This is a genomic window from Actinoplanes oblitus, assembly GCF_030252345.1.
GTDB classification, from domain to species: Bacteria; Actinomycetota; Actinomycetes; order Mycobacteriales; family Micromonosporaceae; genus Actinoplanes; species Actinoplanes oblitus.
The window spans coordinates 5,985,518-6,006,379 of the sequence record NZ_CP126980.1 but is presented as its reverse complement, the minus strand read 5'-3'; the positions used below and the strand labels follow the sequence as shown (position 1 = coordinate 6,006,379).

Sequence of the window (20,862 nt, the reverse complement as noted above, 5' to 3'; positions counted from 1 at the left end):
GAGGATCACGGCATGAGGCGGCGAAACCTGGCCGACGTCTTCAGCCGGCGTTACGACGAGTTCTTCCGTGACCGCTCACCGATTCCCTTCGAGATCCAGGCCCGCGACGGCGCCGTCCTCGCGTTCGGCGCCAGCGGGCCCACCCCGTCCCGGTTCCGCATCGTGGTCCGGGACGACGCCGGCCACGACGCCCTCGCGTCGCTCGACCAGTTGCGGGTCGCCGTGGCCTACCTGCGCGGGCACCTCGACTGCGAGGGCGACCTCGGCGCGCTGCTGAACATGCGCAGGTTCTTCTCCGACATCCACCCGATCGCGTTCCTCGGCCGCTGGGCGCCGTCGCTGTGGCACGGCCGCACCGGTCACGACCGGCGCACCATCTCGCAGCACTACGACGAGGACTCGGACTTCTTCCTGACCTTCCTCGACACCCGGCACCGCTGTTACACCCAGGGCGTCTTCTCGGGCGACGACGAGGTCCTGGAGGACGCGATCACCCGCAAGCTCGACATCGCCCTGGGCGGCATCGCCGTCAAACCGGGCGACCGGGTCCTCGAGGTCGGCGGCGGCTGGGGCGCCTTCGCCGAGCACGCCGCCCGGCGCGGCATCGACGTCACCACCGTCACCCTGGCCGCCGAGTCGGAGAAATTCCTCAACGACCTGTTCACCAGGGAGAGGCTGCCGGTCACGGTGGTCCGGCAGCACATCCTGAAGTACGAGTCGCCGGAGCCGTTCGACGCGATAGTCAACATGGGCGTCACCGAGCATCTGCCCGATTACCGGGCCACCCTGCGGACCTACGCCCGGCTGCTGAAACCCGGCGGCCGGGTCTACCTGGACGCGCTCGCGATGCGCCGCAAGCACACCGCGTCGACGTTCTTCAAGCAGTACGTCTACCCCGGCCGGTCCGCCCCGCTGCTGCTGCACCAGTACCTGCGACAGGTGGCGCACTCGCCGTTCGACCTGCTCAACGTCGAGGACGACAGGCACAACTACTACCTCACCTGCCGGGCCTGGGCGCAGCGGCTGGACGCCCGGCGGGAGGAGATCGTGGCCCGCTGGGGCGAGGAGCTCTACCGCCGCTTCCGGATCTTCCTGTGGGGTTCGGCGTCCGGCTTCGACACCCGTCTCGTGCAGGCCTACCGCTGGACGCTGCAGTACAACCCGATCACGGCCTGACCAGCCCGGGGGGTGGATTTTCGACGCATCGTGCGGCGCGCGTCCACCCACCCTGTAGGGTCGTGGGCAACTGGTCGGATCGGGCGACCCTGCCTGATCGGAGCATGCCGTGCCGACGTTGGACGCGAGTTCGCTGACCCCATTCATGGCCTCGTGCGCCGACGGCTACGACGGCCTGCGGCTGGTGACGCCACCGTTTCTTCCGGAGCTCCGCCTGCACCTGGCCGACGACGCCATCGTCCTGCAGGCGCGCCTGGAGTCGCAGACGGGCGCCGGGCTGACCCCGTTCTGGACCAGTGCCTGGGCCGGCGGCCAGGCCCTCGCCCGGTACCTGCTGGACCATCCGCAGTCGGTGCGCGGCCTGCGGGTGCTCGACGTGGCCTGCGGCGGCGGGGTGGCGGCGATCGCCGCGGCCAAGGCCGGCGCCGCCGAGGTGACGGCCAACGACATCGATCCGTACGCGCTGGCCGCCGCCGCGATGAACGCCGACGCCAACGCGGTGCCCCTGCGGCTGGTCGAGGGCGATCTGCTCGACGGCGACGGCGGTGACGCCGAGGTGGTCCTGGTCGGCGACGGCCTCTACGACCGCGACCTGGCCGCCCGGATGCTGACCTTCCTGCTGCGGGTGACCGCCCGCGGCGGCCGGATCCTGGTCGGCGACCCGGGCCGCGGCCACCTGCCGGACTGGTGGCTGCCGGTGCTGACCAGTTACCGCATCTCCGGCCTCGGCGCCGCCCAGGACGCCGCCATCACCGAGGTCACCGTGCTTGGTACCGTCCGATAGCCGATGCCGTGCTAGTCTGACCACGTTGTATCTCACAGACTTTCTTGAACGCCTGATGGGTATTTCGGCCCGTCAGGCGTTTTTGTTTGAAGTCAGCTCATTACCAGGAGAGATCATGGCCACCGGCACCGTCAAATGGTTCAACAGCGACAAGGGTTTCGGCTTCATCACCCAGGATGACGGCGGCCCGGACGTGTTCGCGCACTTCTCCAACATCGCGGCCTCCGGTTTCCGGAGCCTCGACGAGAACCAGCGCGTCGAGTTCGAGGTCACCCAGGGAGCCAAGGGCCCCCAGGCGGAGAACATCCGCCCGCTCTGAGGATGCTGCCCGGAGGCCCGGTTCGGGTCCCCGGGTGAGATGGCGGCCGGCCGCCCTCGGTTGAGATCCGCGCTCGTCGCGTGAGCTCCCGGGGCGGTCGGCCGCTCTCTTTTCCGTTTCCCGGACCGCGCCGGAACGGGACCCACCAGCGGACGACGACGTCGTCGCCGGCCGCATCGGTGACCACCTGTCAGCGCGCGGAGTTGTATCGTGGTCGCGTACCGCTCGGTAGCGGGTCGTTCCCTGGTTGCGCGCTGTGCAGCGCCCGCGTGGAAGGTCCGCCCATGTCCGAGATCCTGATCCGGCCGTTCGGCCGTGCCGACCGGGAGCAGGTCACCTCTCTGGTCAACGCGCACATCGCGGCGGTGGTGCCGGGAGTGTCGGTGTCCGTGCAGGCGCTGCTCAGCCAACTGGAGGCGGAGCCGGGGGACTTCCTCGTCGACCGGTGGGTGCGTGAGCGGGTCACGCTGGTCGCCGAGCAGCGCGGGCGGGTGGTGGCCGCGGCCCACCTGGTGCGGTACTCCGGCGGGGAGCGGACCGGGGAGCACCTGCGGGACGCCGGGGAGATCCGGTGGCTGGTGTGCGCGCTGGACGAGCCGATCTGGCCGGACGCGGGCCGAGCCGGTGACGCGCTCGCGGTGGCCTGCCACGCACAACTGCGGCGCTGGGGCGTGACCCGCCGGCTGGCCGACGGGGCGCTGCCGGCTCCGGGCGTCTACGGCGTGCCGGAGCAGTGGCCGCACGTCAGGGCGATCTACGAGCGCGTCGGATTCCGGCACTCCGGGCGTACCGAAATGGTGTTCGTGGTCCGGGTCGGCGGCCTGGACCGGCCGGCGGACCCGGTGCCCGGGCTGACCGCTCGCCGGACGATGGGCATCAACGGCACCCGGTTCACCGCGGTGCGGGACGGGGCCGACGTGGGATATGTCGAAGTGGACACCAACCTCGACGCCGGGCCGCGGGTCTCCCGGGTGGGCACCTGGGCGGACGTCGGCAACCTGTGGGTGGAGCCGGCACATCGCCGCCGGGGGATCGGGCGCTGGCTGCTCGGCCGGGCGGCCACCTGGCTGGAGCTGGCGGGAGTGACCCGGCTGCTCGACTACGCCGGCGAGGGGGAGGACGACTACGCCGGTTTCCTCACCGCGTGCGGCTTCACCCTTCTGACCCGCACCGCCCGTGGCTTCCAGGCTTAGCCCGTGTTTCGGAGTCCGACCGGGGCTGCGGCGTGGCCCAGAGCGCGCCTGGCAGCGTCCGCGAAACACCCACATACAACACCGGTATGCGGGTGCTTCGCGGCCGTTGCCAGCCACACTCTGGACCTCGCCTCGCACTCGGCCGGACTCCGAAACACGGGCTAGCCTCGATGCCATGTCGGAACGCAACCTGCTCGTCGACGTCTACTCCGGTGACCTCGGCGGGAAACCCAACTGGGAAGCGCTTGTCGACGCGCCGAACGTGGTGGGCGCGATCCTCAAGGCCACCGAGGGGACCACGTTCAGCACGTCGTGGTTCGGCGACAACTGGCGGGCGGTGCACGACCTCGTCCCGGACCGCTACGGCGACACGTGGCTGCGCGGCGCCTACCACTTCCTGAAATTCGATCAGGACGGCGCGGCGCAGGCGGACTTCTACCTGCGGGCCGTCGAGGACGCCGGCGGGTTCGACGTGGGCGACATCATCCCGATCGTCGACGTCGAGCTGGGCGGCGAGAGCAACAGCAACCAGGCCGCGACCGCCGACCAGATCATCGAGTGCACCACGGCGTTCGCCCAGCGGATCCAGGAGCGGGCCAACCAGCAGACCATGCTGTACGGCAACGGGGCGATGCGCGACAAGGGCATCAGCGACCGGATGGGCTGCGACTGGCTGTGGGTGCCGCGCTACACGGCCCAGCTGCCCCGCAGCATCTACGAGCGGGCCGGCTGGGACCTCGACTCGGTGGCGATGTGGCAGTACTGCGGGGACGGCACCGGCTTCCTCGCCGACTACCCGACGCGGTTCGACGGCTTCGGCGCCGTCGACATCAGCGTGGTGCTGTTCCCGACCCTGGCCGACTTCCGGGAGAAGGTCTGCGGCCAGATCATCGAGATCGAGAGCTGAGGAAGGGGGCCCACGGGGCCCCCTTCTCACCAACGACGATCAGTCGTTGCAGATGCTGGTCATCTCCTCGCGGGCGACGACCTTGACCCGCTTGCGGCCCTGCTCCTCGCCGAGCGCGATCTCGTGCGCGTCCAGCTTCTGCCAGCCGTGCCAGGTGGTGTACGGCAGGCCGCGCTGCTCGAGGTAGGTGATCACCTCGGCCGGGTCGTGCCGCGGCGCCTGCTCCAGCTTGTCCAGGTCCTCCAGCAGGCTGGTCACCGTCTCGCCGGAGCAGCCCTTGGTGTGGCCGATCAGGCCGACCGGGCCCCGCTTGATCCAGCCGGCCACGTACATGCCGGGGATCGGCTCGCCGTCCAGGTCGAGGACCCGGCCGGCGGCGTGCGGGATGGTGCCGGTACTGGTGTCGAACGGCAGGTCCGGCAGCGCGCTGCTCAGGTAGCCGACCGCGCGGTATACCGCCTGCACCGGCCAGTCGGTGAACTCGCCGGTGCCCCGGACCCAGCCGTCACCGGTCAGCTCCTGGGTCTCGGTACGCAGGCCGACCACCTTGCCGTCCTCGCCGAGCACCTCGACCGGCGCCTGCAGGAAGTACAGGTGCAGGCGGCGCGGCCGGTCCCGCGGGTCGCGGACCGCCCAGTTCTGCAGGATGTCCACGCACATCTTGACGTGCCGGGTCTTGCGCATCGCCTCGAGGCTGCCCTCGTCGAACTCGATGCCCTCCGGGTGGATGATCACCTCGACGTTCGGCGAGTGGTCGAGTTCGCGCAGCTCCTGCGGAGTGAACTTGACCTGCGCCGGGCCACGCCGGGAGAACAGGTGCACGTCGGTGACCGGGCTCTGCTTGAGCGCCTGGTAGACGTTGTCCGGGATCTCGGTGACCAGCAGCTCGTCGGCGGTCTTGGCGAGGATCCGGGCCACGTCGATGGCGACGTTGCCGGCGCCGATGACGGCGACCTCCTTGGCCTCCAGCGGCCACTCGCGGGACACGTCCGGGTGGCCGTTGTACCAGGAGGCGAAGTCGGCGGCGCCGAAGCTGCCCTGCAGGTCGATGCCCGGGATGTCCAGGGCCCGGTCCTTCTCGGCGCCGGTCGCGATGATCGTCGCGTCGTAGAAGCGGCTCAGCTCCTCCGGCTTGACGTCGACCCCGTACGCCACGTTGCCGATGAACCGGATCCGCGGGTTGTCCAGGACCTTGAACAGCGCGGTGATGATCTCTTTGATCCGCGGGTGGTCCGGTGCCACGCCGTAGCGGATCAGGCCGTACGGCGTGGGCAGCTTGTCGAGGATGTCGACGGTGACGTCCGGGTGGGCTTTGATGAGGTGGTCGGCGGCATAGATGCCGGCCGGGCCGGCTCCGATGACAGCAACCCTCAGGGGGCGGTCCATGGTCGCGTTCCCTCACTCACTCGTCGCGTGCAACAGCCGCCCTGCCAAGATCGGCCGCCGGGCGAAAGGGAACTCTAAAACTTCAACCTAGGTTCAGATCAAGTTTCGTCTGACCGACCGTTCGCGCAGCCGCCCTGCGCGAAGAGCGTTTCCGCAGCTAGTGGGCTCGTAAGGGGGACCTAACCTTTACCGTGCGTGACCTGATTCACTGCTTTACGGAAGGATGGCGACCTCGCTGTAGAAGCGCCGGATCTTGCCGACCGCGTCCTCGAACCCGTCGAGATCCATCGGCTTCGTGACGAAGGCGTTGGCGTGCCGGGTGTAGCTCGCGGTGATGTCCGGCAGCGCCGTGGACGTGGTCAGCACCACGACCGGGATGCTCTTCAGCGTGTCGTCGCTCTTCACCTGCGCCAGCACCTCGTGCCCGTTCATCCGGGGCATGTTGAGGTCCAGCAGGATCAGGTCGGGGCGCGCGGCGTCCGCGTACTGCCCGCGCTGGAACAGGTAGTCCATCGCCTCGCTGCCGTCGGCCACGCGATGCACGGCGGGTGGTGGCTCGGCGGTGAGCAGCGCCTCCTCGATCATCAGGGTGTCGGCGTCGTCGTCGTCGACGATCAGCACATCCAGCGCCTTGTTTGCCATGCGGCAAATACTAGGGGATGCCGTTCTCGTTATGCTGCTCGCCAGCCGGGGACAAGGGGTTGACGTGGGGCGTACCACCGTGCAGGACGTCGCGCGGGAGGCGGGCGTCTCCGTGTCGACAGTGTCCCGGGCGCTGACCGGCGGCACGGTCAGCGCGAGCACCCGCGAGGCGGTGCAGGCGATCGCGGCGCGACTCGGATACCAGCCGAACCGGGCCGCCCGGGGACTGATCACCGGGCGTACCGGAAACCTGGGGTTGATCGTCCCCGACCTGCGCAATCCGTTCTTCGCCGAGGTGGCGAAGGGCGTGACGGCCCGGGCCCGGGCCGTCGACTACGGGGTGTTCATCGCGGACACCGACGAGGACCCGGTCGCCGAGCGGGAGGCGCTCGCGTCGCTCGGGCGCAACACCGACGGGGTGCTTCTCTGCTCGCCCCGGTCGCCCGACGCCGACCTGCTGAAGGCGGCCGACCCGGCGACGACGGTGCTGCTGCACCGCCGGGTGCCCGGCCTGTCCTCGGTGGTGGCCGACATCTCCGACGGGATCCGGCAAGCGGTCCGGCATTTGATCGCTCTGGGTCATCGGCGGATCGCGTACGTCGGCGGTCCGGAGGACTCGTGGGCCGCCCGCCAGCGGCTCGCCGTCCTGTCCGGGGTGCCCGAGGTGCTGCTGCTCGACGCGGTCGCGCCCACCTTCGAGGGCGGCCTGGGCGCCGGGGACCCGGTGCTGGCCACCCCGGCCACCGCCGTGCTGGCCTACAACGACCTGGTCGCGCTCGGCCTGCTGCACCGGCTGGCGGCGCGCGGGGTTGCGGTGCCGGAGCGGATCAGCGTGGTCGGGTTCGACGACGTGAGCCTGGCCGCGATGAGCCATCCGCCACTGACCAGCGTGGCGGTGCCCAAGCACCGATCCGGATCGGTCGGGCTCGACCTGCTGCTCGGCCGCACCGGCGCCCCCGGCGACCAGATGATCCTGCCGACCAGCCTCGTGGTGCGCGCTTCGTCGGACGTGCCCCCCTCTTGATCAGCGATAACCGCTAGCATCTCGCCCGTGCGAATGCGACGTGGACTGACTGCCGGGGCGCTGAGCCTGCTCACCGTTGCCGCCCTGGGCGCCTGCGGGAAGGACGACGGCGAGGACGCGCCGACCGGCCTCGCGGCCGCCACCGAGGCGCCGGTGATCGCCGACGCCTCGACCGGCGTGCCGGTGTCGATCGCCCCGACCGCGAGCGCGTCCCCGTCCGCCTCCGCGGCACCGGCCAAGAAGCCGGTCAAGGAGTCCACTCTGCCCCGGCCCGGCAACCCGGGCGGCACGGCGAGCATCCCGGCCGCCGCGAGACCGGTCGACACCAGCAAGCCGGACCGCACGGTCGGCAAGGGCACCCCGGCGAGCTGCACCTCGGCCGCCGTCGTCAAGGCCGTCGCGGCCGGCGGCATCATCACCTTCGACTGCGGCCCCGCCCCGGTCACCATCACGATGACCAGCACCGCCAAGGTGGTCAACGCGAAGACGACAGTGGTCATCGACGGCGGCGACAAGGTCACCCTCAGCGGCGGCGGTAAGCGCCGGATCCTCTACCTGAACACCTGTGACAAGGCGCAGGGCTGGACCACCTCGCACTGCCAGGACCAGGACACCCCGCGCCTGACCGTGCAGAACCTGGCGTTCACCAAGGGCAACAGCACCGGCGACGACTCCGACGGCACGCAGGGCGGCGGCGGCGCGATCTTCGTCCGCGGCGGTCACCTCAAGGTGATCAACTCGCGGTTCACCGGCAACCGCTGCGACAGCACCGGTCCGGACCTGGGCGGCGCCGCGATCCGGGTGCTCGAGCAGGGCGGCGACACCCCGGTCTACGTGGTGGGCAGCACCTTCACCGGCGGCAGGTGCTCCAACGGCTCCGCGCTGTCCAGCATCGGCGTCTCCTGGACCGTGCTGAACAGCTACTTCACCGGCAACAACGCCATCGGGAAGGGCGCCAACCCGGCCCGCCCCGGCACCCCGGGCGGCGGCAGCGGCGGCGCCATCTACCTCGACGGCGACAGGTTCACCCTCACCCTCGACGGCACGCTGATCGAGCACAACAAGGCGGTCGAGGGCGGCGGCGCGATCTTCTTCGTCAGCAACGACCGCACCGGCACCCTGATCATCCGCAACTCCCGGCTGCGCGGTAACCCCAGCGCCGGCTTCCAGACCGACGGCCTCCCCGGCATTTTCTACCTGGGCACCGGCAACCCCAAGATCACGAATTCCAAGCTCTCCTGAACCCCTTTTTCGTACGCTTTCCGCACCGCCTCGCCCCCGCCCGCGCGAGGAGGTCCCGTCCCAAGGCCCCGATGCGGCTCACCGCCGAAGCCACTCCGGGCCGCGAAGCCGCACCTCCTCCACCCCTCCCCGCCCCCTCCCAGAACCGTGCGGCGGCGGTCCGGCCCGAACCCGCCCGGCGCCCCCACAGAGCAGGGCGGTTCGTTGCCTGCGCGGGTTCACGCAGCCCCCGACCCGCCAAGACCAGTCACGGCTGGTCGTGATGGTGGTCTCCGGTCCGCTGAGACCACCGTGAGCGCCAGCCGCGAGGTCGTGGCTGGTCGTCGTGGTGGTCTCCGGTCCGTTGAGACCACCGTGAGCGCCAGCCGCGAGGTCGTGGCTGGTCGTGGTGGTGGTGTGCGGTCCGTTGAGGCCACCGTGAGTGCCAGCCGCGAGGTGGTGGCTGGTTGTGGTGGTGGTGTGCGGGGCGGTGAGACCACCGTGAGTGCCAGCCGAGAAGTCGTGGTCGTGGGTGGTTGAGGACGGGTGACGACGCGGGCCGCTCGTGCTTCGGGTGGTGACCGGCGGCAACCGCGGGCCGCGGCTGCGGCCCGGACCACGAGCGTGCTCGCGCCGTACCGTAAAGCGGTTTTCTCAGACCCAGCGGGTGCCGAGCCACATCCGTGCCCACCAGCTGTCGTAGGGGATCACCCAGTCCACGAAGATCGGATAGAAGTAGGCGAAGCAGAGCGCGACAGCGACCACATAGACCGCGGTGACCACGACCCCGGTGGCCCGGAACTCGGCGATGATCGCGCCGAGGACGTAGACGACGGCGAGGATCAGGAACGGCAGCGCGGGCAGCACGTAGAACGAGAACATCGTCCGCCCGTCCTCGACCGCGTAGTAGAACCAGGGGAGCAGGCCCGCCATCGCACTCGCGACGATCGCGTAGGCGCGCCAGTCTCGGCGGGCGACGCCGAGCCAGACCAGGGCCACCAGGGCCGGCAGGAACGACCACCAGAGGATCGGCGTGCCGAGCAGCACGATCTCCTGGGCGCACTTGGGGGCGCCGCAGCCGCTCGGGGTGGCGAAATCGAACGGCACCGGACGCCCGAGCAGCAGCCACTGCCACGGCCAGGACTGGTAGCGGTGCGGCTTGGTCAGGCCACTGTGGAAGGTGTACGCCGCCGAGTGGTAGTGCCACAGGTTCAGCAGCGCGCCCAGGACCGGCGGTTCGCTCATCCCGTTGTCGGCCCGCCAGTGCCGGTAGAAGCCGGTGTCGGTGACCAGCCAGCCGGTCCAGGTGGCCAGATAGCAGATGCCGGCCAGGGCGAAGCTGGTCAGACCCCAGCCGAGGTCGGCGAGGAGGGTGAACGGCGCGCCGGCCGAGTGACGGGCCCGCACCCGCCACACGACGATCAGCACCGCGAAGACCGGCAGGAAGAACAGGGCGCTCCACTTCACCCCGCAGGCCAGGCCGTAGAGCACCCCGGCGACCAGCAGCCACCACGTTACGATCGGCCGCTTCGTCCCGGTCTCCCGCCCGCGCAGCAGACTTCGCCGGTAATGGTCCCGGTCCAGCACCATCGCCGCGAACGTGGCCAGCACGAACAGGCCGAGGAAGATGTCCAGCAGCGACGTGCGGGACAGCACCAGCTGGAATCCGTCGAGCGTCATCAGCAGGCCGGCCAGCCCGGCCAGCACCGTCGAGTGGAACAGCCGGTAGGCGACCCGGATCAGGATCAGGATCATCAGGGTGCCGGCGACCGCGGCCGGGAACCGCCAGCCCAGCTCGGTGTTGCCGAAGGCCTTCTCGCCGAGCGCGATCAGCCACTTGCCCAGCGGCGGGTGCACGACGTAGCCCGGGCCGTCGGTCTTCTCGTCCCACTCGACGCCGTGCCGCAGCATGTCCCAGGCGTCGGTCGGGTAGTAGATCTCATCAAAGATCAACTTCTTGGGGTACGTCACACCGCTCAGTCGCAGGATCGCGGCAACCGTGACGATCACGCCGGTGACCAGCCACGAGTACGGATCGAGCCGGGTGTCCAGGGCCGACAACCGGCGCCGGACGATGTCGGGAACCGCCGTGATCATCCGGCGATCCTAAAGAGCGACACCGGGCGGCGTGAACTCGCGCTGGTAGCCTTCCCCGGCCGACCCGGGATCCTGCCCTGTGCCGGCCGGTGGCCGACCCGACCGGAGGGACGACATGGACGTGGAGTTGCGGGTCACGTGGCTGTCCTGGGCGGAGTACGGGGAGGACATCCAGGAGATCCGCCGCCGGGTGTTCGTCACCGAGCAGGGCTTCGGCCCGGACATGGTGCACGATCCGCGCGACCGGGACGGGCTGCACCTCGGCGTCCTCTCTGGCGGACGCCTGATCGCCGTCGTGTCGGCCTACCTGTACCCGGATGACGCGCCCGAGCTGTCCGCCATGGGCCTCGCCCGGGTGGGTGGGGTGACCGTCCAGGGGGCCAAACGCGTCGAACTGCCCGGGTTCCGGGGGCGCGGCATCACCGCGTGGCTGGTCAGCGCGATGTCTCGGCAGTTCCATGAGGTGCTGCGCCCGGCGCGGATCATCCTGCTGCTGCGGGGCAGGCACCGGGTCCTGGAGCGGGTGTATCGGGGCTTCAGCTTCCGGCGGCACGGCGAGGTGGAGCTGCTCGGTGAGCGGATGCTCGTCATGAAGGTCGAGGGCGCCGAAGACCTGCGGGCCTTCCACCTCGAGCACCGGCGCATCGACAAGGGTGCCGCCGAGCAGGGACTGACCGCGCCGTCGCTGGTGCGGTTCCTCGCCGATCACGGACGCCTGGACCTGGTCGCGACCGAGGCGCTGGTCGCGGAGAACATCTACACGCAGCCGCTGTCGCTGGCCGAGGAGATTCCCCGGCTCGCGGAGCAGGGGCGCCTGGTACTGGCGGAGCAGCTACCCAGGATCGCGGCAGCGCCGTTCCCGGCCGCCCCGGCCAGCCTGCTGGACGTCGGTTCGGGAGCCGGTGGGTACCTCGCGTCGCTGCGCGGCCTTCCGCGGTTCGCCGGCTACGCCGTCCGGGGCATCGAGCCGTCGGCGGAGCTGCTGTGCCAGGCCAGGGCGTCCCACCCGGCGCTGGACCTCGGCCAGGCCGGCGCGTACGCGACGGGCGAGGAATCGTCCTCGCACGATGTGATCACGGTGAACTTCGTGTTCATCCACCTGCGGAACCCCGACGCCGCCTTGCTCGAGATGTACCGGGTGCTGCGGCCCGGCGGGATCCTGTACGTGGTCGACGTGAACGACGAGACCTTCCGCGGCCCGGTGGAGGTCCTCCGGCTGATCCGCACGCACGACAGCTGCTACGAGGGCGACCGGACGATCATGTCCGACCTGCCCGGGCGTGCCGAGCAGCTCGGATTCGAGCAGCTGTGCCGGTTCGCCACGACGGTCCGGAACACCGGTGGGCCGGAACCGGAGTTCCATCCGGACGAGATCCGGATCGGGTGGCAGCAGGGATGGGGGCTGCTGTCCTTCCTCGGCGCGCGGAAGGAGATCGCCGACGAGTTCGTGGACGTGCGGAACCGGTTCTTCCGCCCGGACTGCGAGTTGAGCGTGGAGATCCAGACGCAGGTGTACCGGAAGCCGGCCTGACCCTACGTCACGGCGCCCAGTTGCCACGGCACAAACTCGTCGCGGCCCAGATCCAGGTCCTCGCTGGCGGTGAGTCTGCCGGAGGCGACCGCCAGGATGGTCTCGAAGATCTCCGCGCCGGCCGCCTCGATGGTGGTGGCGCCGGTGACGATGCCGCCGGTGTCCAGGTCCATGTCGTCGCGCATCCGCTCGAAGACCTCCGAGTTCGTGGCGATCTTGATGACCGGGGCGGGCTTGCCGCCGAGGACCGAACCGCGGCCGGTGGTGAAGCAGACGACGGTGGCCCCGCCGGCGACCAGGCCGGTGACCGAGACCGGGTCGTAGCCGGGAGTGTCCATGAAGGTGAAGCCCGGTTCGGTGACGGGTTCGGCGTACTCGTAGACGGCTGTCAGCGGCGCGGAGCCGCCCTTCGCGACCGCGCCCAGGGACTTCTCCAGGATCGTGGTGAGGCCGCCGGCCTTGTTGCCCGGTGACGGGTTGTTGTCGAGGGTGCCGCCGCCGGCCTCCACGTAGGCGTGCCACCAGGCGATCCGGTCGAGCAGCCGCTGCCCGACCTCGCGGTTGACCGCACGCCGGGTGAGCAGGTGCTCCGCGCCGAAGACCTCGGGCGTCTCGGCCAGCACCGTGGTCGCGCCCTGGGCGACGAGCAGGTCGGAGGCGTGGCCGAGGGCCGGGTTCGCGGTGATCCCGGAGTAGCCGTCGGAGCCGCCGCAGTTCAGCCCGAGCACCAGTTTCGAGGCCGGGACGGTCTGGCGGCGGCGCTCGTTCAGCCGGTCCAGCATGGCGCGGACCACGTCGGTCCCCGCTCGGACGGTGGCCCGGACACCGCCGGTCTCCTGGATCGTCATCCGCTCGATCAGGGTGTCGGCCGGCGCGTTGAGGTCGGCGAGCAGCGTCTGCACGCCGAGCATCTCGCAGCCGAGGCCGAGAACGATCAGGCCGCCGATGTTCGGATGGGTGGCGTAGCCGCGCAGCGTGCGCCGCAGGATCCGGCCGCCCTCGCTGGCCGGGACCAGGCCGCAGCCGGAGTCGTGGGCCAGCGCCACGACGCCGTCGACGTGCGGCCAGGCGTCCATGACCGGGCCACGGAACTGGTCGGCGATCATCCGGGCCGTGGCGGCGGAGCAGTTCACCGAGGTCACGATGCCGACGTAGTTGCGGGTGCCGACGGTGCCGTTCGCCCTCGGGAAGCCCTCGAAGGTCCGCTCCTCGGTCGCCGGGGCGATCGTCACGCGTCCGGTCCCGAACTCGTAGTCGCGCTCGACGGCGTCCATCCCCAGGTTGTGCGCGTGCACCTGCTCGCCGGCCCGGATCGAGGTCGTCGCCCGGCCGATGACCTGCCCGTACTTGTGCACCCGCGCACCCTCGGCCAGATCCCGCAGGGCGATCTTGTGCCCGCGCGGCACCGGCGTCACCACGGTGAGGTCGCCGCCGTCGTGCCGCAGCACGCGGCCCTCGGCCAGGTCCCGGGTGGCGACAGCGACATCGTCCCCGGTGCGCAGCAGCAGGGCGACGTCCCGCAGGTCAGCGGGCTCGGCGTGGTCGGGCATGGGTGCCTTCCTGCGGTCCATGAGAATTGCTGGAAACGTTTGCATCGACATCCTGGCATGCCGCCGCGCGCCGCGTCGAGAGGCTTCGGTCCGCTGTCCGGCGCGAGGCCGCCGATGCCCGCGGCCGCCGCTTTCCGGTACGGTCGCGGCGCCCGGCCCGCCGTTACCGCCCGCCGGTTGCCGCCCGCCGGTTGCCGCCCGCCGGTTGCCGCCCGCCGGTTGCCGCCCGCCGGTTGCCGCCCGCCGGTTGCCGCCCGCTGTTGCCGCCCGCCGTTGCCGCCCCGTGGCGGGGCTCGGCCGCACGCCGCGTCAGTGACCGGCTCACGGCGTACCCAAATAGCTCCGGCAGGCGAAAACCTCGGATGGAAAGGTGCGGTGGTTGCGGGTCCACGCCGTCGGGTCGTGACGTGAACCGGACGGACGGTGTTCCTCAGTGGAGCGGCGCCATATCATCTGCGCTGTCGATGATCGCAGCGCGGGAGACATAACCGAGTGAGCGTTCCGAAATGGATCCGGGTCTATGCCGGACCGGTCGTGGTCAGCACCCTGCTGGTCGGGGCCGTGCTGGGCGGGGTCTACCTGCGATCGGGCGACGACGCCGCCGAGGCGAGCGGATGCCGCGCCGACCCGGCGGCCGTCAAGGCCATCCGCGCCGAGGCCATCCTCAACCAGAACCCACGGCTGACCCGCCTCGATCCGGTGGCCGAGGGGCTGACCTGCGGGTCGCCGGGTTCCTTCGGCTCGGTCAGCCGGCGCCTCACCACCCCGCCGACCGGCACCGACGTCGCGAAGTTCTACGCCGGCCTGGCCGCGCGGTCCGGCTGGAAACCGTTCGAGTACAGCAACTACCTGTACTCGGCGACGAAGGAGACCGGCGGGTGCCCATGGTGGTTCCTGGTGCGCGCCGAGGACGACGCCTACCAGCTGCGCGTCATGTACCAACCGGCCGGCGTCCCGATGTCCGACTGCGCCTGGGCCACCACCGAGCCCCTCCTGCTCCAGGCCACGATCCCGATCGGCAAATAACCCGCGTCTCGCACACCGCCTGTCGCACCTCGGATAGTCGCCGTCCTTTCGTCCTGGCCCCGTCCGGCGATCGTCGTCCTGCCCGCCGTCCGTCCGAGCCGTTTGTCCCCATCCATGCCATTGCGCCCGCCGTCGTCTCACCGGCCGCGGTGTCTCGGTGGTCTCGAAGCGATCCCCAAGCCCAAGCCGGGTAGGGCGGGCTGGTGGTGGCGGTTGTCTCGGTGGCTTTGAGGGGACCGTGAGGACCAGCCCCGGTAAGTGGGCTGGTGGTGAGGGTTGTCTCGGCGGGGTTGAGAGGGTCCTGAGGACCAGCCGGGTGGAGTGGGCTGGTGGTGACGGTTGTTTTGGCGGCTTGACGGGCGGGGGCGGCGAAACGGCCGCCGGCAACAGCCGGCGGCCGATCGTTCGCGGGTTCGATGCTGTTACCGTTCCGCCAGCATGGGGGCGGGGGCCACCCGGGCCCACTCCAGGGTGGCGCGGTGCGCGTACCGGAAGACGTCCGACTCGGTGATCGAGCGGCCGAAGGCGTTCTCGTGCGCGTGCGCCTCGGCGGCCATCACCAGGCGGATCAGGTCGGCGATCGAGCCGGGGTGCTCGCGGCACAGCCGGACGGCGATCGACAGGTCACGGTCGCTGATCCTGGCGAGGTACTCGGCCAGGCCGGCCCGCCACGCCGCCGGGTGGACCAGGTAGCCGGCCGGCAGGTTGCCCGGGCCGCCGAGCACGTCGAGGATCCGGAGCGGGTCCACCTTGGGGGCGGGCGAGTTCATCCCGGCGTAGAACAGGCCGCCGGCCGCCAGCAGGACCACGACGATCAGGGCGAGACCGGGGCTGCCGGTGCCGGCCCCGAGGATCACCCCGAGGATGAGCAGCACGATCCCGCCGCCGAAGACGGCTGTCATGCTGCCGGTCTCCGCGTTGCGACGGTACGCCTGCTCGATCGATTTGTGAATGAGGCCGTTGAGCACCGGGTCCTGGGGTCGCCAGCCGTCGGCGCGCGCCGGCACGCCCCGTGGTGCGTCCTGCGCCATGTCGTCTCCTTCCGTGGACTGCCGCGAACATCGGCTCCCGGCGGTCCGGGTTGAGGAATCCGCGACAGATGTCAGACGGCACGCGCCCGGGCGCGGACAGGCGCAGGACGTCGCCGGGTGGACCGGCATGTCCCGTCCCCGGTCGTGCGGAGGACGTCGCCGGGTGGACCGGCATGTCCCGTCCCCGGGCGTCCTGCCCAGATCTTCTTAATCGATGATTGGTGCCACGAGCGACAACGCCCGCCCGCCGCGGTGCCGGGTTACCTTGCGGTGATGAGACGTGTCGACGCGGTGCTCGGTGCGGTCCTGCTGGTGCTCGTGGCGGCGGTCGCGCCGGCGCAGGCGGTCCCCCGGCGGCCCGGTCCGCTCGGGCCCTTCACCCAGTTCGTGGTGATCTACCAGGAGAACCACAGCTTCGACAATCTGTACGCCGGGTGGGGACGCGCCGGGCGGCAGTGGGTCGACGGGCGCGCCGGGCCTGGGTACGCGCGCCGCAGCGTGCAGGTGCGACAGGACCACACGCCGTACCGGTGCCTCTATCAGAACGACCCCAGCCTGGCGACGCCACCGCTCGACGCGGCGTGCGGCACCGACACGGCGAGCAACGGCTTCAGCTTCCCGAGCCACTTCGCGAACCGGCCGTTCCCGATCAACGACTACCTCACCCCGGAGAGTCCGACCTGCCCTGGTGGCACGCCCGGCGGGTGCACCCGGGACCTGGTGCACCGCTTCTACCAGGAGCAGTACCAGCTGGACGGCGGCCGGATGGACAGGTACACCACGGGCAGCGACGCGGCGGGCCTGACCCAGGGCTACTACGACACCCGGCAGCTGCCGATCTACGCGTACCTGCACGCCGCCGGGGCACCCCGGTACGTGATCGCCGACCGGTTCTTCCAGGCGGCGTTCGGCGGCTCGTTCCTCAACCATCAGTACCTGGTGGCCGCGCAGGCGCCGCCGTGGCGGGGCGCGCCGGCCAGCGCGCACTCGGTGCTCGACGCGGAGGGCTTCCCGAACCCGAACCCGCCGGCCGCCGGAACCGGGGTGCGGCCGTACCCGCTGCGCACCAGCGATCCGGCGCTCAACGACGGGCCGCTCACCCAGGCCTGCCCGGGACGGCCCGGCTTCGCCTGCGGCGACTACGCGGTCAACACCGTCCAGCCGGCCAACCCGCCCAGCGCCGGCGGCGCGAACACACTGCCGCTGATCAACGACGTCGACCCGGCCGCGCCGGACTACCGGCGGACCATCGGGGACGAGCTGTCCGCCAAAAACGTGCCCTGGGCGTGGTACGCGGGCGGCTGGGACGACGCGGCGGCCGGGCATCCCGGGCCGCTGTTCCAGTACCACCACCAGCCGCTGAACTACTTCGCCCGGTACGCGCCCGGCTACGTCGACCCGCGCACCGGCGAGCACCCGCGCGACCATCTGCGTGACGAGACAGCGTTCTTCGCGGCGGCCCGGCAGGGGACGTTGCCGGCGGTCAGTTTCGTCAAGCCGTACGGCGCGGAGAACGAGCACCCCGGGTACGCCAGCACCGACAACGGCGAACGGCACCTCGTCGACCTGATCACGGCGGTGATGAACGGGCCGCAGGCGGCCAGCACCCTGGTCCTGGTGACCTACGACGAGTTCGGCGGCCAGTGGGACCACGTCGTGCCGCCCGGCCAGGGACGCCACGCCACCGCCGGGCCGTCCGACGAGTACGGGCCGGGCACCCGGATCCCGGCGGTGCTGATCTCCCGGTCGCTGCGCGAGTCCGGAGTGGACCACACGTCGTACGACACCACGTCGATCCTGCGCACCATCGAGCGGCAGTACGGGCTGGCGCCGCTCGACGACCGGTTCCATCGGGACGCCCGGGTGCACGACCTGAGCCCGGCGCTCCGGGTCGGCGGTGTCCGGAAACCGCGCTGAGGGTTGAGTTGATGGTGTCCCGAGGTCGCGCGAGAGTCCGGGGTGGAGCGGACCTCGCGAGCCCAGCCCGGCGGCCTCGCGGCCCGGCACCGGGACCACCGTGCGCTTAGCCACGGGACCGGGCTGTGCTGTCGTGATGGCCCCAGAGCGTATCGAAGAAGGGTTTTGCCTTAGGCCGTGTTTTCGGAGTCCGACCGGGGCCGCGGCGTGGCCCAGAGCGCGCCTGGCAGCGTCCGGACTCCGCAACACGGCCTAAGCCAGGAGGCACTCGCGCATCTGTTTGCCGGGGTTCCACTGGCCGACGATGCGGCTGACCGCGGGGTCGAGGACGTTGACGCTCTTGTTGCTGCGCATCTGGGTGCGGGCCGGGGCGGGCAGCGGCGGCGGGTCGGACATCTCGTTGCGGATCGCGGTGGCCGCGGTGATCAGGTTGACGGCGAGGGTGGCGCCGTCGACGTCGACCAGGATGCGGCCGAACTCCCAGCCGGCCAGGGTCAGGTCCAGCACCTCGAACATGTGGGTGAGCAGCGGGACCGGTGCGGTGCCGCGGACCGTGTCGGCCGGCTGGGCGCCGACCGCCTGGACCGCGGCGGCGACGTGCACGTAGGGGTGCAAGCCGTGCGCGGCGGTGAACAACGGACTCTTGAGGCGCTTGCCGGCCGACTCCCAGAGCGGCCGGTAGTTGCGCCGGTCGACGGGCAGGCCGAGGGCGGCGCTCTGGGCGGCGACGCTCGCATGTGCGCTGTCGGCGAACTCGCGCAGCACCATCGCGGCGACCACCACGCCGTCGACGCCGGTCAGCAGGGAGGCGGCCTGCGCGGCCTGGTCGGCCAGCTTGCCCGGGGCGTGCGGGCCGAACCGCTGCCGGAGCTCGCCGAGCAGCTGCTGCTGCCGCATCGGATCCTGCTCGATCCGCTTCTTTCCGAGCCCCCGGAGCCAGCGCATGTCGCCTCGTTTCCACACCGCGTGCCGAACCGCCGCAAACTCTAGAGGGCGGCGTGGCACGTGTTTCTGTCACCCTTCTTATTGCGTACGCCATGTGCGGCGCGTCCGGACGCCGCCACGCGGCGTGGCGGTTTGGGTGTGCCCGCACGGGGCATACCTGCCGGTCAGAGCGTCGAGGGGTTGCGATCATGAGTTTCCTGGACAAGGCGAAAGACTTCATCGACAAGCACGACAAGCAGGTCGACCAGGCCCTGGAGAAGGTCGGCGAGCAGATCGACGACCGTACCGGTGGCAAGTACCGGCAGCAGATCGGCAAGGCTGTCGACGAGGCGCAGCGCCGCACCGGCGACGGCGACACCCGCCCGTGACGGCGCCGGGGCGCCAGGGTGCGGCCCCGGGGCCGACCAGGGGCCGGCCCGGGCTCGAAGCGGGGTGGGCACGGTTGGGGCCCGGACTGGCCGACGTCACCGAGGGCGCCGGCGGTGCTGGGAGCGGCTGCGCTACGACCGGTCGGATCCGCGCCGCATCGTCATGACCACCGACTCGAACCTGTGGGGTGGCGGCTCCGGTCCCACGTACACGCCGACCCCGCTGCCGGACGGCACGACCGGCTGGACGCGGTGGTGGTGCGCGACGGCAAGAATCTCAAGGGCGGCGCGCTGGGCAAGGCGCCGCACCGCAGGTTCAAGGCCATCGAGGCGCGCACCGCGATCGCGCGGTAGGCGTGCCGCGGTGCGCGGCGGCGACCCGGGTGCCGCCGCCGGGTGAGTGGGCGCGCCTGCCGGGCGGGTGCTCACCCGGGCAGACCGGGGAGCGGGCCGGCAGCGGGCCGGTGAGGGCGGCGCGGCCCAGGCCGGCCAGGTACGCCGCGTCGCGGTCCGCGGGGGCGACGAGCACGGCGTACCGGAAGGCGACAGTGCGTTGCGGTCCGAGCGGGAGCCCGCCGGAGCCGAACGGCGCCGGGCTCAGCCCGGCCGACCAGCGGGGCGGATGCGCCAGGTTGGCGGCGTCGTCGACGACCACGACGGCGGCCGCGGCGGTCCGGGCGGCCTGCCACTCGGTGCGGGCCGCGGGCGGGGCGGTGATCGCCGGCAGGGTCAGCGACGGGCCGGTCAGCGGCAGCGGGTGGTCCGTGACGTTGGTGATCGTGTTCTCGAAGAGCAGCAGCCAGCCGTCGCCGGCCCGCGCGGTGGTGAGCGAGCGCCACTCGTCGACGGCCGGCCAGCGCAGGCGGTGCGCGAGGATGGCGGCGTCCGGGGCGCTGGACAGCTCGGTGAGCGTGCGATGGGTGGCGGTCCCCGGGTCGGCGAGCGGCGGCAGCCAGGTGATCGGGGTGGGGAACGAGCCGCCGGCCAGGCCCGGGCGCGGGGCGCCGTAGGAGTAGACGAAGAGCGGGTCGCCGTCTGCCGAGACGGTGATCGAGCGGTCGGCGGTGAGGGCCGCGCGCATCCGGCCTCCTCTAAGCTCGAACATATTCTGACGCTTTCGCTCACGAACTAGCAGAGTCAACCTTCCCTGGGCGGCCAGCGTCAAGCCGACGGGCGTTAACAGGTGAGTAACGGACTATGCGGCGGCGTCACTGTTGGTAATCGAACATGAACGCACATTCAGCGGAGCAGTTCGGCCAGGAACGCGGCCAGGTACAGCAGCGCGAACGAGACCGGGATCCACTGTTCGAAGCTGGTGAGCGGCCGGTGCCGCGACGGGTCGCTCCACTCGGCGCGCCAGTACGGCGACGCCGGCAGCCGTTCCTCGAGCGCGCCGATCACCGCGTACTTGATCGTGTTGAGCCGGCGGTAGGAGCGCAGCAGGAGGAACCACGCGGTGCACTGCAGCAGCAGCGCGGCCAGCGGGATGGTCAGCTGCCAGGCGGCCAGTTCGGCGCGGCCTCGCCAGAACAGCCCGATGACCGTCGGGATGAGCGTGTTGAGCGTGACGAAGTAGGTGTTCGTCAGGCCGCGCCGGGCGCTCACCCGGTCCGCCATCTCGACGTAGATCTTGTACTGCTCGAGGATCGCGCCGTGGTATTTCTCGCCGGGCCCGGCGTAGTCGGCGGCGGCCACCTCCCTGGTCCACAGCACGCGCCGCATCGCGGAGCCGGCCGGGGAGGGCT

At 71.1% G+C, this 20,862-nt stretch carries 20 protein-coding genes; 12 read left to right on the top strand and 8 right to left on the bottom strand.

Going from position 1 to position 20,862, the window contains the following annotated elements; translation table 11 throughout:
- The first annotated feature begins 12 nt into the window (after positions 1-12).
- The 5 genes from Actob_RS27135 to Actob_RS27115 all read left to right on the top strand — a co-directional run bounded on the left by Actob_RS27135 (position 13) and on the right by Actob_RS27115 (position 4,379).
- Positions 13-1,176, top strand: a complete 1,164-nt coding sequence (locus Actob_RS27135) for a class I SAM-dependent methyltransferase (RefSeq protein WP_284914655.1) — start codon at positions 13-15, stop codon at positions 1,174-1,176.
- A gap of 145 nt (positions 1,177-1,321) precedes the next feature.
- Positions 1,322-1,960: a class I SAM-dependent methyltransferase gene (locus Actob_RS27130; RefSeq protein WP_407653718.1), complete on the top strand. Its 639-nt coding sequence runs from the start codon at positions 1,322-1,324 to the stop codon at positions 1,958-1,960.
- 115 nt (positions 1,961-2,075) lie between these two features.
- Positions 2,076-2,279: a cold-shock protein gene (locus Actob_RS27125; RefSeq protein WP_284922392.1), complete on the top strand. Its 204-nt coding sequence runs from the start codon at positions 2,076-2,078 to the stop codon at positions 2,277-2,279.
- Between the two features lie 284 nt (positions 2,280-2,563).
- Positions 2,564-3,472, top strand: coding sequence for a GNAT family N-acetyltransferase (locus Actob_RS27120; protein WP_284914653.1), 909 nt, complete (start codon positions 2,564-2,566; stop codon positions 3,470-3,472).
- Positions 3,473-3,647: 175 nt separating this feature from the next.
- Positions 3,648-4,379, top strand: a complete 732-nt coding sequence (locus Actob_RS27115) for a glycoside hydrolase family 25 protein (protein ID WP_284914652.1) — start codon at positions 3,648-3,650, stop codon at positions 4,377-4,379.
- Positions 4,380-4,418: 39 nt separating this feature from the next.
- Here Actob_RS27115 and Actob_RS27110 read toward each other — a convergent pair whose 3' ends face one another.
- A complete protein-coding gene (locus tag Actob_RS27110) occupies positions 4,419-5,765 on the bottom strand; it encodes an FAD-dependent oxidoreductase (RefSeq protein ID WP_284914651.1) in 1,347 nt (448 codons plus the stop codon).
- Positions 5,766-5,978: 213 nt separating this feature from the next.
- Positions 5,979-6,407: a response regulator gene (locus Actob_RS27105; protein ID WP_284914650.1), complete on the bottom strand. Its 429-nt coding sequence runs from the start codon at positions 6,405-6,407 to the stop codon at positions 5,979-5,981.
- 64 nt (positions 6,408-6,471) lie between these two features.
- On the opposite strand from Actob_RS27105, the gene Actob_RS27100 reads away from it, so the two are divergent.
- Entirely contained in the window at positions 6,472-7,431 is a 960-nt protein-coding gene (locus Actob_RS27100; protein ID WP_284914649.1) for a LacI family DNA-binding transcriptional regulator, read from the top strand.
- Positions 7,432-7,464: 33 nt separating this feature from the next.
- Positions 7,465-8,673: a hypothetical protein gene (locus tag Actob_RS27095; RefSeq protein ID WP_284922391.1), complete on the top strand. Its 1,209-nt coding sequence runs from the start codon at positions 7,465-7,467 to the stop codon at positions 8,671-8,673.
- Positions 8,674-9,306: 633 nt separating this feature from the next.
- On the opposite strand, the gene Actob_RS27090 is transcribed toward Actob_RS27095, so the two are convergent.
- Positions 9,307-10,749, bottom strand: a complete 1,443-nt coding sequence (locus tag Actob_RS27090; protein WP_284914648.1) for a dolichyl-phosphate-mannose--protein mannosyltransferase — start codon at positions 10,747-10,749, stop codon at positions 9,307-9,309.
- 115 nt (positions 10,750-10,864) lie between these two features.
- Between Actob_RS27090 and Actob_RS27085 the strand changes: the two genes are divergently transcribed.
- The gene (locus tag Actob_RS27085) at positions 10,865-12,280 is read left to right on the top strand and encodes a class I SAM-dependent methyltransferase (protein WP_284914647.1); all 1,416 of its coding nucleotides are present in this window, start codon (positions 10,865-10,867) and stop codon (positions 12,278-12,280) included.
- Between the two features lie 2 nt (positions 12,281-12,282).
- On the opposite strand, the gene Actob_RS27080 is transcribed toward Actob_RS27085, so the two are convergent.
- Positions 12,283-13,830: a UxaA family hydrolase gene (locus Actob_RS27080; protein ID WP_284914646.1), complete on the bottom strand. Its 1,548-nt coding sequence runs from the start codon at positions 13,828-13,830 to the stop codon at positions 12,283-12,285.
- A 492-nt stretch (positions 13,831-14,322) separates the two neighbouring features.
- Here Actob_RS27080 and Actob_RS27075 point away from each other — a divergent pair, with 492 nt between their 5' ends.
- The gene (locus Actob_RS27075) at positions 14,323-14,856 is read left to right on the top strand and encodes a hypothetical protein (RefSeq protein ID WP_284914645.1); all 534 of its coding nucleotides are present in this window, start codon (positions 14,323-14,325) and stop codon (positions 14,854-14,856) included.
- 422 nt (positions 14,857-15,278) lie between these two features.
- Here the strand turns inward: Actob_RS27075 and Actob_RS27070 are convergent, their stop codons facing one another.
- Complete coding sequence (locus tag Actob_RS27070) at positions 15,279-15,887, bottom strand: hypothetical protein (RefSeq protein WP_284914644.1); 609 nt, start codon at positions 15,885-15,887, stop codon at positions 15,279-15,281.
- A gap of 273 nt (positions 15,888-16,160) precedes the next feature.
- On the opposite strand from Actob_RS27070, the gene Actob_RS27065 reads away from it, so the two are divergent.
- Positions 16,161-17,804 carry an alkaline phosphatase family protein gene (locus Actob_RS27065; RefSeq protein ID WP_284914643.1) on the top strand — a complete coding sequence of 548 codons (1,644 nt, stop codon included), beginning with the start codon at positions 16,161-16,163 and terminating at the stop codon, positions 17,802-17,804.
- Between the two features lie 252 nt (positions 17,805-18,056).
- Here the strand turns inward: Actob_RS27065 and Actob_RS27060 are convergent, their stop codons facing one another.
- Positions 18,057-18,749, bottom strand: coding sequence for a hypothetical protein (locus Actob_RS27060; protein WP_284914642.1), 693 nt, complete (start codon positions 18,747-18,749; stop codon positions 18,057-18,059).
- A gap of 188 nt (positions 18,750-18,937) precedes the next feature.
- Here Actob_RS27060 and Actob_RS27055 point away from each other — a divergent pair, with 188 nt between their 5' ends.
- Both Actob_RS27055 and Actob_RS27050 read left to right on the top strand, forming a co-directional pair.
- Positions 18,938-19,117, top strand: a complete 180-nt coding sequence (locus tag Actob_RS27055) for an antitoxin (protein WP_284914641.1) — start codon at positions 18,938-18,940, stop codon at positions 19,115-19,117.
- 183 nt (positions 19,118-19,300) lie between these two features.
- Positions 19,301-19,471: a hypothetical protein gene (locus Actob_RS27050; protein ID WP_284914640.1), complete on the top strand. Its 171-nt coding sequence runs from the start codon at positions 19,301-19,303 to the stop codon at positions 19,469-19,471.
- On the opposite strand, the gene Actob_RS27045 is transcribed toward Actob_RS27050, so the two are convergent.
- Together Actob_RS27045 and Actob_RS27040 are read right to left on the bottom strand one after the other, a co-directional pair.
- Positions 19,434-20,198, bottom strand: coding sequence for a hypothetical protein (locus Actob_RS27045; protein ID WP_284914639.1), 765 nt, complete (start codon positions 20,196-20,198; stop codon positions 19,434-19,436). The genes Actob_RS27050 and Actob_RS27045 overlap by 38 nt on opposite strands.
- Positions 20,199-20,356: 158 nt before the next feature.
- Positions 20,357-20,839: a RipA family octameric membrane protein gene (locus Actob_RS27040; protein WP_284914638.1), complete on the bottom strand. Its 483-nt coding sequence runs from the start codon at positions 20,837-20,839 to the stop codon at positions 20,357-20,359.
- Positions 20,840-20,862 lie beyond the last annotated feature (23 nt).